General features: G+C 61.0%; 12 protein-coding genes. 7 read left to right on the top strand and 5 right to left on the bottom strand.

The genetic code is table 11. The annotated features are described in order from the left end of the window. Positions 1-118: 118 nt before the first annotated feature. The 3 genes from F7R20_RS23505 to F7R20_RS23495 all read right to left on the bottom strand — a co-directional run bounded on the left by F7R20_RS23505 (position 119) and on the right by F7R20_RS23495 (position 3,839). Complete coding sequence (locus F7R20_RS23505) at positions 119-2,170, bottom strand: putative bifunctional diguanylate cyclase/phosphodiesterase (protein WP_003198614.1); 2,052 nt, start codon at positions 2,168-2,170, stop codon at positions 119-121. Between the two features lie 294 nt (positions 2,171-2,464). Next, positions 2,465-3,061, bottom strand: a complete 597-nt coding sequence (locus tag F7R20_RS23500; protein ID WP_003198616.1) for a superoxide dismutase — start codon at positions 3,059-3,061, stop codon at positions 2,465-2,467. A gap of 175 nt (positions 3,062-3,236) precedes the next feature. Continuing rightward, positions 3,237-3,839, bottom strand: a complete 603-nt coding sequence (locus tag F7R20_RS23495) for a LysE/ArgO family amino acid transporter (RefSeq protein ID WP_003198617.1) — start codon at positions 3,837-3,839, stop codon at positions 3,237-3,239. Between the two features lie 97 nt (positions 3,840-3,936). On the opposite strand from F7R20_RS23495, the gene F7R20_RS23490 reads away from it, so the two are divergent. From F7R20_RS23490 to F7R20_RS23475, 4 genes are all read left to right on the top strand, one after another. Continuing rightward, on the top strand, positions 3,937-4,836 hold the full coding sequence (locus tag F7R20_RS23490) for a LysR family transcriptional regulator ArgP (RefSeq protein ID WP_003198619.1): 900 nt from the start codon (positions 3,937-3,939) through the stop codon (positions 4,834-4,836). Positions 4,837-4,921: 85 nt separating this feature from the next. Continuing rightward, positions 4,922-5,914, top strand: a complete 993-nt coding sequence (locus tag F7R20_RS23485; protein WP_003198621.1) for an NAD-dependent epimerase/dehydratase family protein — start codon at positions 4,922-4,924, stop codon at positions 5,912-5,914. 106 nt (positions 5,915-6,020) lie between these two features. Next, positions 6,021-6,890: an ATPase gene (locus F7R20_RS23480; RefSeq protein ID WP_013692448.1), complete on the top strand. Its 870-nt coding sequence runs from the start codon at positions 6,021-6,023 to the stop codon at positions 6,888-6,890. Between the two features lie 255 nt (positions 6,891-7,145). Then, on the top strand, positions 7,146-7,988 hold the full coding sequence (locus F7R20_RS23475) for a cache domain-containing protein (RefSeq protein WP_003198625.1): 843 nt from the start codon (positions 7,146-7,148) through the stop codon (positions 7,986-7,988). A gap of 407 nt (positions 7,989-8,395) precedes the next feature. Here the strand turns inward: F7R20_RS23475 and rapA are convergent, their stop codons facing one another. Next, the gene (gene rapA / locus F7R20_RS23470; RefSeq protein WP_003198627.1) at positions 8,396-11,242 is read right to left on the bottom strand and encodes an RNA polymerase-associated protein RapA; all 2,847 of its coding nucleotides are present in this window, start codon (positions 11,240-11,242) and stop codon (positions 8,396-8,398) included. A gap of 229 nt (positions 11,243-11,471) precedes the next feature. On the opposite strand from rapA, the gene F7R20_RS23465 reads away from it, so the two are divergent. The 3 genes from F7R20_RS23465 to ccoM all read left to right on the top strand — a co-directional run bounded on the left by F7R20_RS23465 (position 11,472) and on the right by ccoM (position 12,330). Then, on the top strand, positions 11,472-11,813 hold the full coding sequence (locus F7R20_RS23465) for a hypothetical protein (protein WP_003198629.1): 342 nt from the start codon (positions 11,472-11,474) through the stop codon (positions 11,811-11,813). A 94-nt stretch (positions 11,814-11,907) separates the two neighbouring features. Next, positions 11,908-12,069 (top strand): hypothetical protein, encoded by a 162-nt coding sequence (locus F7R20_RS31725; protein WP_003198631.1) that lies wholly within the window; start codon positions 11,908-11,910, stop codon positions 12,067-12,069. A gap of 144 nt (positions 12,070-12,213) precedes the next feature. Then, a complete protein-coding gene (ccoM, locus tag F7R20_RS32100; protein ID WP_014336959.1) occupies positions 12,214-12,330 on the top strand; it encodes a cytochrome c oxidase subunit CcoM in 117 nt (38 codons plus the stop codon). Between the two features lie 254 nt (positions 12,331-12,584). Here ccoM and F7R20_RS23460 read toward each other — a convergent pair whose 3' ends face one another. Beyond that, positions 12,585-14,060 (bottom strand): inorganic phosphate transporter, encoded by a 1,476-nt coding sequence (locus F7R20_RS23460; protein WP_003198633.1) that lies wholly within the window; start codon positions 14,058-14,060, stop codon positions 12,585-12,587. Positions 14,061-14,346: the final 286 nt, after the last annotated feature.

The following is a 14,346-nucleotide window of genomic DNA, read 5'->3' as shown; positions in this document are numbered from 1 at the left end:
GGAGCTGCCGAGCGAAGCGAGGCTGCGATCTTTTCACTGATGCTTGAATCCCAGGCGAACAAACCGAAGATCGCAGGCTTCGCCAGCTCCTACAAAGGCTTGGCGCCGGGGGGAGAAATCAGATGATGGAAACCTTGCTGCGCTCGGCCTGCTTCAGGTAAAGGCCCAATTCCCGTGCCGGCAGCGGTTTGCTGTAGTAATACCCCTGACCTTCGTGGCAGCCCTCGGCGATGATGTAGGCTTCCTGTTCGACCGTCTCGACGCCTTCGGCAATGACCTGCATCCCCAGGCTCTTGCCCAACTGGATGATGGCCCGGACGATGGTTGCATCGTCCTCGTCGTCGAGCAGGTCCTGGACGAAGCTCTTGTCGATCTTGATCTTGTCCAGCGGCAGGCTCTTGAGGTAGCTCAGGGACGAATAGCCGGTCCCGAAGTCATCGATGGCAATCAGCGCCCCGGAGCGGCGCAGGCTCAGCAAATGCTGGGCAGCGGTGGTGATGTCTTCCATCAGGCCGGTCTCGGTAACTTCCAGCTCCAGGCTGCGCGGCGGCAGCCGGTACATTTGCAGGAGATTGTTCACCACCCGCGGCAGTTCGGCGTGGTGCAGTTGCACCGTCGACAGGTTGACCGCCATGCGCAGGTCGAGGAAGCCCTGGTCGTGCCATTCGCGCAATTGCCTGCAAGCCTGGTCCAGCACCCATTCACCGATGGCGATAATGGTGCCGTTCTGCTCGGCCAGGGGAATGAACAGATCCGGCGGCACCAGGCCGTGCTCGGGATGGTGCCAGCGGATCAGGGCTTCGGTGCCCACCACCCGCAGGTCGCGGTAGCTGATCTGCGGCTGGTACACCAGGGTGAACTGCTCGCGGGCCAGGGCCTCGCGCAAGTCTTTCTCCAGTTCGCGACGGCGGCGCATCTCGCTGTCGACGCTGGCGATGTAGAACTGGTAGCGATTGCGCGAGCGGCTCTTGGCCAGGGTCATGGTCTGCTCGGCTTTCTGCAACAGTTTCTCGGTGCTGTCGCCGTCTTCGGGGAAGAGGGTGATGCCGATGGTGGCCCGCAGGCGGATTTGTTGATCGTCGATGGCGAACGGCGCTTCCAGGTCATCGAGGATGCTCTGGGCCAGTTCGGCGGCCTCGTAAGGCTGTTCGATGTCGGCCTGGACCAGGGCGAACTGGTCGCCCCCCAGCCGCGCCAGTGCGCCGAGCCGGCCGCTGTGGGCCCGCAGTCGGTCGGCCAGGGCCAGCAGCAACTGGTCGCCGGTCTGATAGCTGAACTGTTCGTTGATGCCCTTGAAGTCATCCAGCCCCACACACAGCACCGCCACCCGGCGTTGCAGGCGCCCGGCGTCCACCAGGATCTTGTCCAGTTGCTGTTGCAGCTGCTGGCGGTTGGGCAGGCCGGTGAGGAAGTCGTACTGGGCCATGCGCAGCAGGCTGTTTTCCGCTTCGTGGCGTAGGTGCGTGTTGCGCTCGATGGATTCGAGCAGTTGGTTGGCCGTATTGATCCACAGGCCCAGCTCGTTTTGTTCGTGACCGCGCAACTGCGGGATTTTGTGCTCGCTGGGGCGATCGGGGTTGATTTCGGTCAGGTGCTGGATGATCCGCGACAATGGTTTGGTCAGCAGCCAGTGATAGACCAGGTACAGCACCAGGCCCATGGCCAGGGCTCGCAGCATCCCGGAAATGAAAATGATCACCGAGTTGACGATGAAGCCTTCGCCGTAGGTGGCGGTGTCGAGGGTAATGCTCAGGTCGCCGTAATATTCGCTATAGGGGCCGCGTCCCACCAGTTGCGTGGTAAAGGTGCGCTCCTTGCCCAGGATCAGGTCGGTCAGCCAGCGGCTTTCGGAGTGCTGCAAGGGCCGGGTTTTTTCGGCGAGCATGGTTTCGCGTGGATGGCCGATGGAAGCCATGCGTACGGCTTCGTCCTGGAACAGGCCCTCGATCACTTGCATGCCCATCTCCCGGTCCAGGCTGTAGACGGCCTGGGTCGAAGGATCACGGAACATGTCGAGGATCCGCTGGGCGTCACTGGCGACGGCCTGGTTGGTTTTGTAGGCATCGTACACGATCTGGGCGCAGCTCAAGACCATGCCAACGATCAATGCCGAGAGGAGCACGACCCGGAGCAACTTCACAGACAAGCTGTTCTTGAGTTCCAGCTTCAAAGAGTGGTTCCTTGTTCCGTGCGGGTAGCGTCAAGTTGCCATGAGTATTGGCAATCCTGTGATGTCAGTCAAAGGGACAATCAAACACAAGGGTTTTCGCTTGAAACCTCACCGATGTACGTTTTTTCCAGAGTGATTGCTCTACGACCATTGTGTCGGTTGGAAGGGGCCGCAACTTGAGGCCTCCAGGGATTTTTTCTTGGGTTCCAGACCCGAGGTATTTTGCCTGCGGTCATTTTTGCCCGGCAAAAAAAACCCGGCACGACGCCGGGTTTTCTTGTCTGGCATCGACGCTTAGGCGGTGAAGGCTTTGCCTTCGAACTGCTCGGCGACGAATTTCCAGTTGACCAGGTTCCAGAACGCTTCGACGTATTTCGGACGAACGTTGCGGTAGTCGATGTAGTAGGCGTGTTCCCACACGTCGCAGGTCAGCAGCGGGGTGTCGCCGCTGGTCAGCGGGTTGCCGGCGCCGATGGTGCTGGCCAGGGCCAGGGAACCGTCAGCCTTTTTCACCAGCCAGCCCCAGCCGGAACCGAAGGTGCCGATGGACGTCTTGCTGAATTCTTCCTTGAACTTGTCGAACGAACCGAAGGCCTTGTTGATGGCTTCAGCCAGCGCGCCGGTTGGTTGACCGCCGGCGTTTGGCGCCAGGCAGTTCCAGTAGAAGGTGTGGTTCCAGACCTGAGCGGCGTTGTTGAAGATACCGCCCGAGGAAGTCTTGACGATTTCTTCCAGGGTCTTGCCTTCGAACTCGGTGCCAGGCACCAGGTTGTTCAGGTTCACGACATAGGTGTTGTGGTGCTTGTCGTGGTGGTATTCCAGAGTCTCTTTGGAGATGTGCGGCTGCAGTGCATCGTGTGGATAGGGCAGCGGCGGCAATTCGAAAGCCATGGTGATTCTCCTAATCAGGTCAGTTGCGGTGAGCGCAAGGCCGATCACGGGCGGCCAGACTAGCGCCGGGGAGTTTGTACTCTTTGCGGCGCAGGAGTCGGATCATAGCACCGGGGGTGCGGCATAACCACGCAACAACTGTGTGGAATAGAGGTTCCAGAGCGGTTTGGAATAATCAGCCGTTCACGATCAATTGCACCGCCACGGTAAACATCATCGTCGCCACGAGCAGGTCGAGGATCCGCCAGGTGCTTGGGCGAGCGAGCCAGGGTGCCAGCCACGCAGCGCCGAAGGCCAGGGTGAAGAACCACAGCAGCGAGGCACTGGCCGCGCCCACGACATAGGCGCCGGGCACGCTCTGCTGGGCACCGAGGGAGCCGATCAGCAGCACGGTGTCGAGGTAGACGTGGGGGTTGAGCAGCGTCACCGCCAGGGCGCTGAGCAGCACCGCCCGCAGCGAGCGCACGGCCTGGTTTCCCCCCTGTTGCAGGCTTTGCTTCGAGCAGGCCCGGCGCAGTGCCAGGCTGCCGTACCAGAGCAGGAAAGCCGCACCGCCCCAGCGGGCTATCGACAGCAGCAACGGACTCTGGGCCAGCAATGTCGCCAAGCCGAAAACCCCGGCGGCGACCAGCAGCGCATCGAATGTGACGCACAGCGCCGCCACGGGCAGATGATGTTCGCGGCGCAGGCTCTGGGCCAGCACAAATGCGTTCTGGGCGCCGATGGCCATGATCAGCCCAAGGGCTACCAGCAGGCCGTTCATATAACTTTGCCACATAGGTTTGATCCCCGGTTTGTGTACGAATGCTGGCCATTCTCCGGGGAAGGGTTGTATAAGAAAAACCAATCCTGCTGATTGCTCATTAGGAAAACTGATGTTCGACTACAAATTGCTTTCTGCCCTGGCTGCCGTGGTCGAGCAGGCCGGTTTCGAACGCGCGGCCCAGGTGTTGGGTTTATCGCAATCGGCCATTTCCCAACGGATCAAACTGTTGGAAGCGCGCATCGGCCAGCCCGTGCTGGTACGTGCCACGCCGCCGGCACCCACGGAGATCGGCCGACGGCTGCTCAATCACGTGCAACAGGTGCGTCTGCTTGAGCGCGACCTGCAAAGCCTGGTGCCGGCCCTGGATGAAGAGGGTCTGCCGGAACGTTTGCGCATCGCCTTGAACGCCGACAGCCTGGCAACCTGGTGGGCGGCGGCCGTGGGCGATTTCTGCGCCGAGCATCACCTGTTGCTCGACCTGGTGGTGGAGGACCAGACCGTTGGCCTCAAGCGCATGCGCGCCGGTGAAGTGGCGGCGTGTGTCTGCGCCAGCGAACGTCCGGTGGCGGGCGCCCGCAGCGTGTTGCTGGGAGCGATGCGCTACCGGGCGCTGGCCAGCCCGGCGTTCATTGCCCGGCATTTCCCCGACGGGGTACGGGCCGATCAACTGGCCCATACGCCGGCATTGGTGTTTGGCCCGGATGACTTCCTGCAGCACCGCTACCTTGCGTCCGTGGGCGTGGAGGGCGGTTTCGAGCACCATCTGTGCCCCTCGTCCGAAGGTTTCATTCGTCTTGCTGAAGTCGGGCTGGGCTGGGGGCTCGTGCCGGAGCTGCAAGTGCGCGAACAGCTGGAGCGAGGCGTGCTGGTGGAATTGCTGGCAGATAAACCGATCGATGTGCCGCTGTACTGGCATCATTGGCGCAATGGCGGGCAGTTGCTCGGCTTGTTGACCGAACAGTTGATCCGCTCCTCCCGGCAGTGGCTGGTGCCTTGGGAGGCGCAGTAGACGTCAAGCTGCTGGTAAAAGCGGCGCACAGATAAATTTGCAGGTTGTAGCGCGAGACTCGTAACCGCATTTCTTAGGAGCATTCATGAAAATTCTGGTCACCGGCGCGAGCGGCTTCATCGGCGGGCGCTTCGCGCGTTTCGCCCTGGAGCAAGGCCTGGATGTACGGGTCAACGGTCGCCGGGCCGAGAGCGTGGAGCACCTGGTGCGTCGCGGTGCACAGTTTGTCCAAGGGGATCTGAGCGACCCGCTGCTGGCCCGGGATTTGTGCCTGGATGTCGAAGCGGTGGTGCATTGCGCCGGCTCCGTGGGGCTCTGGGGCCGTTATCAGGATTTCCACCAGGGCAATGTCCAGGTCACGGAAAATGTCGTCGAGGCTTGCCTCAAGCAAAAGGTTCGCCGGCTGGTTCATCTGTCCTCGCCGTCCATCTACTTCGACGGGCGTGACCACCTCGGGTTGACTGAAGAACAAGTGCCCAAGCGCTTCAAGCACCCTTACGCCGCCACCAAGTACCTGGCTGAGCAGAAAGTCTTCGGCGCCCAGGAGTTCGGCCTCGAAGTGCTGGCCCTGCGCCCGCGTTTCGTGACCGGCGCCGGTGACATGAGCATTTTTCCGCGGCTGTTGAAAATGCAGCGCAAGGGGCGCCTGGCAATTGTCGGCAACGGGCTGAACAAAGTGGATTTCACCAGCGTGCAGAACCTCAACGAAGCGCTGCTCAGCAGCCTGCTGGCGACCGATTCAGCGTTGGGCAAGGCCTATAACATCAGCAATGGGGCACCGGTTCCTCTGTGGGATGTGGTCAATTATGTGATGCGCCAGATGGAAGTCCCACAGGTCCGGCGTTATCGTTCCTACGGCTTGGCTTATAGTGTCGCGGCCCTGAATGAAGGTTTCTGCAAATTGTGGCCGGGCCGCCCCGAACCGACGCTGTCGCGCCTGGGCATGCAGGTCATGAACAAAAATTTCACCCTGGACATCAGCCGGGCCCGGCATTATCTCGATTATGATCCGCAGGTCAGCCTGTGGACCGCCCTCGATGAATTTTGTGCCTGGTGGAAGGTCCAAAGTGCCCGCTGATCGCCCCGTCATGAACCGAGTGCCAGGTTCGGGGTCAATCGGTGCGGCGGGTGAGGGGGTTATACTCACCGCATCAAGCCATCACCGGTTTCCCAAAGGTTGAACCATGCCCATGCGTAACGATGCCAACGACGACTTCGATGATGTACCGAGCCTGCGGATGCGGGCCGACATTCCCGATGACGATGATTTCCTGCCCAACCGCCAGCCTCACGTGCAAGCGCGCCCGGCGCCCGTTGCCGCGGCCAAGGTCAAGGGGCCCAGCACCGGGCCGCTGTGGGCATTGGTCGGCGCGCTGCTGTGTGCGTTCGGTTTCCTGGCCTGGTGGAGCTTCCAGCAGATTTCCCTGATGGAGCAGCAACTGGTGGCCACCCAGGAGAGCTTCGCGCGGATCAGTGAAGATGCGGCGGGACGACTGCAGGAGTTTTCCGGCAAGGTCGTCGCCGGCCAGTCCAACGTGATGAGCGACAGTGAGGCCTTGAAACTGCAGATCAAGCAGTTGGAAAGCAAGCTGCAGGATCAGGGCAAGCAATTCGACAACAAACTGCTGGAGCAGTACAAGCAACAGCAAGCTACCTTCGGTCCGTCTGCCGACCTGGACAAGGAACTGGCCCAGCTCATTGCCCAGGCCACTGAACAGCAGAACACCAACACTCAGTTGCAAGCTTCCAACAAGGAGCTCCAAGCCCAGGTCAAGACGCTGGTGGCTGAAGTTACTGCCCTGAAAAGCCAAGGCGAGGGTGGCGCTCTGGATGCTCAGCTCAAGAGCATCGGTGCCGACATCACCGCCCTGAAAAGAGCCACTTCCAACTCGGCTATCGATCGCCTGGAGCAGGATGTGATCGTGCTCAAGAGCCAGCAGGACAAGGGCGGCAATACCGCCGAGTTCGACGCCTTCCGCGGCCAGGTCACCCGTAATATCAACACCCTGCAGGCGCAGATCCAGAACTTGCAGCAGCAACTCCGCAGTCAATAAGCCTGTTGGCGTTTGTTCGCGATAGTGGCGTGTCAGTGCGCATCATGCTGAATGTGCCGCCGTTATCGCGAGCAAGCTCGCTCCCACAGGGTAAGCACCTCCAGTGTGGGAGCGAGCTTGCTCGCGATGACGTCCTGTCAGTCAGTATCAATACCCACTGATGCACCAGGCCTCCCCAGCAATTCCCTGAATACTCCAACATCACCCCACGCCGTCTACGCTCTTGAAACACCAACAAGAACGAGGGGCGCGCATATGGTTTTTTTTCACAGGATGGCCTGGCTGGGCGCAATGCTTGTGCTGGGGCTGGCACCGGTTCATGCAGCGACACCGGATGACGGCCAGGCGGCCCGCTCGCTGCTGGAAAAGGCCTTGGCCTATTACCACGACAACGGCGACAAAGCCTTTGCCGCTTTCAGTCGCCAGGGGGATTTCGTCGACAAGGATCGCTACGTATTCGTGGTGGATACCCAGGGTGTGATGCTCGCCAGCGGCGGGCCTTCCTCAGCGCTGATCGGGCGAGACGTGTCCGAAGTGCTGGGCCCGGACCTGCGCAAAGCCTTCAAGGACGCCTTGAAAACTCCCGAGGCCAGCGGCATCCAGCAAGCCGAGTACCGTTGGCAGAACTGGGCGGACGGCAAGGTTGAGCGCAAGCATGTGTATTTCCAGCGTGTCGGCGAGCGAATCCTGGCCGTCGGCTACTACCTGCCACGGGCTTCCGCCGAACAGGCCAAGGCGTTGCTGGACAAGGCCTCGAGCGACCTGCTGAAAAACGAGAAAGCCACGCTGACGGCGGTTAACTCCCTCAAGGGCGGTTATCTGCAGGATGACCTGTATGTCTTTGTCGTTGACCTCGATACCCGGCGGTATGTCGGCCATGGCACCAACCTGCGCTTGATCAATACCGATTTTGCCAAGGTCAAGGATCCGGATGGCAAACCGGTGGGGGAGCCGATCCTGACCATGATCGGCAAGCAGGATGTGGGGGAGTATGAGTATCGTTGGAAGAACCCGGTGACTGGCAAGGTTGAGGACAAGCATGCTTACCTGAAGAAGGTTGGGCATTTTCTGGTGGCGGTGGGGTATTACAGTCCTTGAGGGGGGCTTCGTTTGGTGTGTATATCCGTTGCTGCGGTAACGGCGGCTTATGGTTCCGCCCTGACGGCGGGTCACTTTCGAAAAGCCCGGAAGCCGGCCCAGTCGAAAGTAACCAAAGCGCTTCTGCCCCACCACTTGGTGCCTCGCCTAGGCTCGGCATGCCTGAACGAAGGCATTGCTCCGTGGGCCCTTCGCGGCGGGCCCACGGAGCAATGCCGGAGTGAGGGCATGCCGAGCCTAGGCGAGGCACCAAGTGGTGGGGCTGAAGCGCTTTTGGTTACTTTTGGCGCTCTTCCAAAAGTGACCCGCTGTAAGAGCGGAACCGCCAGCCGCCGTTACCGCAGCAACGGATATACACCCGATAAAACCACCACAGCGGGGACCCATATCGGGCCCCCCCGTCAATCTCAGCCCGCCACCAAAACCCGAATCGCCTCCAAACGCAACGCCGCCTTCTCAAGCATCGCCAGGCCTTGCTCGCGCTGTTGGCGCAGGGCTACCAGTTCGCTGTCGCGCACGGTCGGGTTGACCGCTTGCAGGGCGGTCAGGCGGGCCAGTTCCTCGTCGGTATCGGCGGCCAGGCGACGTTGGGCCTCGGCCACGCGTTCGGCGTGACGCGGGGCGATCTTTTCTTCGCCGGCATTGATCCGTGGCGTGAGCTGGTCGCGCTGGGCCTGGATGAACTTGTTGGCGCTGGCACGGGGCACGCTTTCGAGCTGGTCGTTCAAGGTTTCGAACGAGACCCGGGCGGCGAGGTCGTTGCCGTTGGTGTCCAGCAGGCAGCGCAGGGCGGCCGGCGGCAGGTAGCGGCCCAGTTGCAGCGAGCGTGGGGCCACTACTTCACTGACGTAGAGCAGCTCCAGCAACACGGTGCCGGGCTTGAGGGCCTTGTTCTTGATCAGCGCCACGGCGGTGTTGCCCATGGAACCGGACAGCACCAGGTCCATGCCGCCTTGCACCATCGGGTGCTCCCAGGTGATGAACTGCATGTCTTCGCGCGACAGCGCCTGGTTGCGGTCGTAGGTGATGGTCACGCCTTCGTCGTCGCCCAGCGGGAAGCTGGCGTCGAGCATTTTTTCGCTCGGCTTGAGGATCAGCGCGTTTTCCGAATGATCCTCGCTGTCGATACCAAAGGCGTCGAACAGGGTTTCCATGTAGATCGGCAGGGCGAACTGGTCGTCCTGCTCGAGAATGGCTTCCACCAGCGCATCGCCTTCACCAGCGCCGCCAGAGTTGAGCTCCAGCAAACGGTCGCGACCGGTGTGCAGCTCGGCCTCCAGGCGCTCGCGTTCGGTGCGGGCTTCGTCGATCAGCGCTTGCCACTGGCCATCGTCGGCTTCTTCCAGCAATGGCAGCAGGCGCGGGCCGAACTGATGCTGCAAGGCGTTGCCAGTCGGGCAGGTGTTGAGGAAGGCATTCAGGGCTTCGTGATACCACTGGAACAGCCGCGCTTGCGGGCTGGTTTCCAGGTACGGCGCATGCAGCTCGATGGTGTGCTTCTGGCCGATCCGGTCCAGACGACCGATGCGTTGCTCGAGCAAGTCCGGGTGCGCTGGCAGATCGAATAGCACCAGGTGATGGGCGAACTGGAAGTTGCGGCCCTCGCTGCCGATTTCCGAACAGATCAGCACCTGGGCACCGAACTCTTCGTCGGCGAAATAGGCCGCCGCGCGGTCGCGCTCCAGAATGTTCATGCCTTCGTGGAACACCGTGGCCGGGATACCGGAACGCACGCGCAGGGCGTCTTCCAGGTCCATGGCGGTTTCGGCGTGGGCACAGATCACCAGTACTTTGGTGCGCTTGAGCATCTTCAGGGTGTCGATCAGCCACTCCACCCGCGGGTCGAAACGCCACCAGCGTTCTTCTTCGCTGGCGTCCGGCTGGGCCTGGAAGCTGACTTCCGGGTACAGCTCGGGGTGATCGCCCAGGGGCAGCTCGAGGTACTCGTCCGGGCACGGCAGCGGGTAGGCGTGCAGCTTGCGCTCGGGGAAGCCTTGCACCGCTGCGCGGGTGTTGCGAAACAGCACGCGGCCGGTGCCGTGGCGGTCCAGCAGTTCACGCACCAGGCGAGCACTGGCTTCGACATCGCCATCATTGACCGCGGTCAGCAACGCTTCGCCTTCATTGCCCAGGAAGCCTTGTATGGTCTTGTGGGCCTCAGGCGAAAGACGGCCTTTGTCCAACAGCTCCTGCACGGCTTCGGCCACCGGGCGATAGTTTTCGCTCTCGGCGCGGAAGGCCTTGAGGTCGTGGAAGCGATTTGGGTCCAACAGGCGCAGGCGAGCAAAGTGGCTGTCCTGGCCCAGTTGTTCCGGGGTTGCGGTCAGCAGCAGCACGCCCGGGATTGTCTCGGCGAGTTGTTCGACCAGCGCGTACTGCGGGCTGACCTGATCTTCGTGCCACACCAGGTGATGAGCCTCGTCGACCACCATCAGGTCCCAGCCGGCGGCGAACAGCGCGTCCTGGGCCTTCTCGTCGTCCACCAGCCACTCCAGCGCCACCAGGGCCAGTTGAGTGTCTTCGAACGGGTTGCTGGCATCGCTTTCGATGAAGCGTTCTTCGTCGAACAGCGCGACCTGCAGGTTGAAGCGCCGGCGCATTTCCACCAGCCATTGGTGCTGGAGGTTTTCCGGCACCAGGATCAGGACGCGGTTGGCGCGGCCGGACAGCAGTTGACGGTGGATGACCAGGCCGGCCTCGATGGTCTTGCCCAGGCCCACTTCGTCCGCCAGCAATACCCGCGGCGCAATGCGGTCGGCCACTTCACGGGCAATGTGCAATTGGTGGGCGATAGGCTGGGCACGAACGCCGCCCAGGCCCCAAAGCGAAGACTGTAACTGGCGGCTGGTGTGTTCCAGGGTGTGGTAGCGCAGGGAGAACCAGGCCAACGGGTCGATCTGGCCGGCGAACAGACGGTCGCTCGCCAGGCGGAACTGGATAAAGTTCGACAGTTGGGTTTCCGGCAGGGTGACGACTTCGTTCTGCCCGTTGAGGCCGTGATAGACCAGCAACCCGTCGACGTCATCGACTTCGCGCACGGTCATTTTCCAGCCTTCGAAGTGAGTGATCACATCGCCCGGCGAAAACCGTACACGGGTGAGCGGCGCATTCCGTAGCGCGTACTGGCGAGTGTCGCCAGTGGCCGGATAGAGCACGGTCAACAAGCGGCCGTCCTGTGCCAGAACGGTGCCTAAACCCAGCTCGGCTTCGCTGTCACTGATCCAGCGTTGCCCCGGTTGATACTGCTGCGCCATGCTGCCTGACTCCCGCCTTGAAAAAGCCGGTTATCTTAACGGAAGGATCCCTCAGACCAAAGGATTTACGTACGCTGATTAGTTACTGACGGCACGGAACTTAAGCTTGCCCAGCGATCAAACAAGCTCGGCCCTGGGGATCGCTGCAATGCCAACTGGGTCACAAGTTTCAGACCGGCGGTTCAAGCTGCCACTTTCCCAGCCGACAACCTGAAGACAGGAGACCTTTATGTTGCCACCCATGCTCCCTTTGAGCGCCGTACCCATCACCGCTCAACAGGATCCGGTTCGCCAGCGACCGGACATACCGCCCGTGGTCCCGGTGCAGCCAAGCTCCAACGAAAGCACCATCGACCTGCAAAACCGCGACCCGGAAGAGGCCGCGCTGCTGTTGCGCGAGGAACAGCGTCGCCGGCAGGAGCGCGACAAGCGCCACCGCGAGGCCAATGAAGACCCTGAAGAGCATCTGGCCGTACCGGGGACCGAACTCAACGCCGACAACACCGTGCCGGTGGTGCCGCTGATAGACGAAGAGTCGCGCCAGGGCTTGTGGGTCGATATCCAGATCTGATCCAGGTGTTTGCCGACGTACGCAGGCTGGTCAACTCCGCCAACAGCCCGCATCATGGGCGCATCCGCAATTCACTGCACGATGCCCACACGCCATGAGCCAAGACGACAAGCTGATCGACCTCAGTGCCGAGCGCGCCAAGCGCGTTCACGACCTCAACGAAAAACGCCTCAATGAAGTCCGCCAGGCTTTCGAGCAGGCCATGCCGTTGGGCAAGCCCAAGAAAAAGTCGAAAAACAAACCGAAAAAGCGCTGAACCCCCTCGATCCATTGATGCAGATCAGTTATTTCCCCACCTTTTCGCCCCGTTGCGGGCGTTATTGACCCCGGTCAATTTTCATCCAGGCCTGATTGGTTAACTTGAACCCATCGCAACAGGGGCAAGACCAGGAGGCCAGTCATGTTTTTCGATAATGTGGTGTTTGCCGGGGTGTTGACGGTCGGCCTCATGGTCGTGTTTTTCGCAGGCTTTGGATTATTCATCTGGAAAGACGCGCACAAGCGGAAAAAACCGTAGGTCTTTCCGGCTACAACGAGCACGCAAGGCATTTTGGGCGACTTCGGTCGCCCTTTTTTTTGTTCGTGATTCTCCAGCCAGATACCCAATCAACTGTGGGAGCGAGCTTGCTCGCGATAGTGGTATGTCTGTAGATACATGTGTTGACTGACCCACCGCCATCGTGAGCAAGCCCGCTCCCACAGGTGTCTGACGTCAGGGCATAAAAAAAGGTGCGAACCGCAAGGATCGCACCTTTTTTTGAGTCGCTGGAATCAGCTACCCAGAGCCTTGGACGCCAGCCAGAACAGCCCGGCCGACAGCGCCACCGTGGCTGGCAGGGTCAGCACCCAGGCCAGCAGGATGTTGCGCACGGTGCCACCTTGCAGGCCGCTCTTGTTCGCGACCATGGTACCGGCCACGCCCGAGGACAGTACGTGGGTGGTGGAAACCGGCAGGCTGAAGATGTTCGCCATGCCGATCATGCACGCGGTGGTGATCTGCGCCGACATGCCCTGGGCGTAGGTCATGCCTTGCTTGCCGATCTTCTCGCCGATGGTCAGTACCACACGCTTCCAGCCGACCATGGTGCCCAGGCCCAGTGCCAGGGCGACCGCCAGGATCACCCAGAACGGGGCGTACTCGGTGGTGCCGGTCAGGTCCTTGCGCAGCTTGTTCAGGTCGTCTTTCTCACGGGCGGCCAGGCCTGGCAGCTTGCCGACCTTCTTCGCCGTGTCGTCCAGGCAGAGCAGGTAGCGACGCACTTCGATACGGCTTTCCGACGGCAGCGAATGGTAATCGGCGACGCCCTTGAGGGTGTTGAGCAGGGCATCGATGGTGGGTTCGGTCTGCTGCGGGTTGCACCGGAATTTTTCCGGCAGATCGCCTTCCACGCTCTTGCCCAGTGCCAGGAATTCACCCAGGGATTCGCTGTTGCGCTGGTAGAACTGGCTCAGGTGCAGGGTCGCGTCGCGGGTCCGCTCGATCTGATACGTGGTGCTGCTCAGGTCGAGTACGAACTGCGAAGGCACGATACCGATCAGTACCAGCATGATCAGGCCGATGCCTTTCTGGCCATCGTTGGAGCCGTGGACAAAACTGACGGCCATGGCCGAGATCACCAGTACCAGGCGGTTCCAGAACGGCGGGTGCTTCTTGTCGTCGATCTGGCGGCGCTGTTCCGGTGTCTTGTGCATCTTCGACAGCGGACGCCACCATTTCAGGCCGATCAGCACCAGGGCAGCGATCAGGAAACCGGCCATGGGCGAGAACACCAGGGAGGCGCCGATATCGATCGCCTTCTGCCAGTTCACTCCGTCGGCCAACGGGATATCGTTGATCAACGCGTTGGCCAGGCCCACGCCGAGGATCGAGCCGATCAACGTGTGGGAACTGGACGCCGGGATACCGAAGTACCAGGTGCCCAGGTTCCAGGTAATGGCCGCTGCGAGCAGCGAAAACACCATGGCCAGTCCATGTCCGGTGTTCACATTGATCAGCAGCTCTACGGGCAGCAAGTGAACGATGGCGTACGCCACCCCCACACCGCCCAGCAGCACACCGAGGAAATTGAACACACCGGAAAAGAACACCGCCAGATGAGGCGGCATGGCTTTGGTGTAGATAACAGTGGCAACCGCGTTAGCGGTGTCATGAAAGCCGTTGATGAACTCGAAGGCGAGGACAAAAGCCAGGGCGAGCAAGAGGCTCACAAGCACCCAAGCATCCAGTCCGCTGAATAAATCGATCATGAAGGTTTTCTGACCCGGTCATAAGGGGGCGCGATTATGCCAGAAAACCATGGCAATCGATGCATTGCCTGCTCGTCGGCAACATTCTTCAACGAAATAATTTGCAGGAATGCCTCTGGCGCGAGGTTTTCCGTGGGGCGCGTAACCCTTTGATTCAGGGGCGCAAAGCGTCCCGGAACCTGATCGCCGCCCGCTGTAGAGCACTTCGAGCGGTTGTATGAAATATCTGAAATGAAGGTCGGCCATGAGCCTTCCCCGGCCGTCGGACGGGAGCGGATGGCGGCCC

The sequence above is a fragment of the Pseudomonas brassicacearum subsp. brassicacearum genome (genome assembly GCF_008801605.1).
GTDB lineage: Bacteria > Pseudomonadota > Gammaproteobacteria > Pseudomonadales > Pseudomonadaceae > Aquipseudomonas > Aquipseudomonas brassicacearum.
This window is presented reverse-complemented; position numbering and strand designations above follow the sequence as displayed.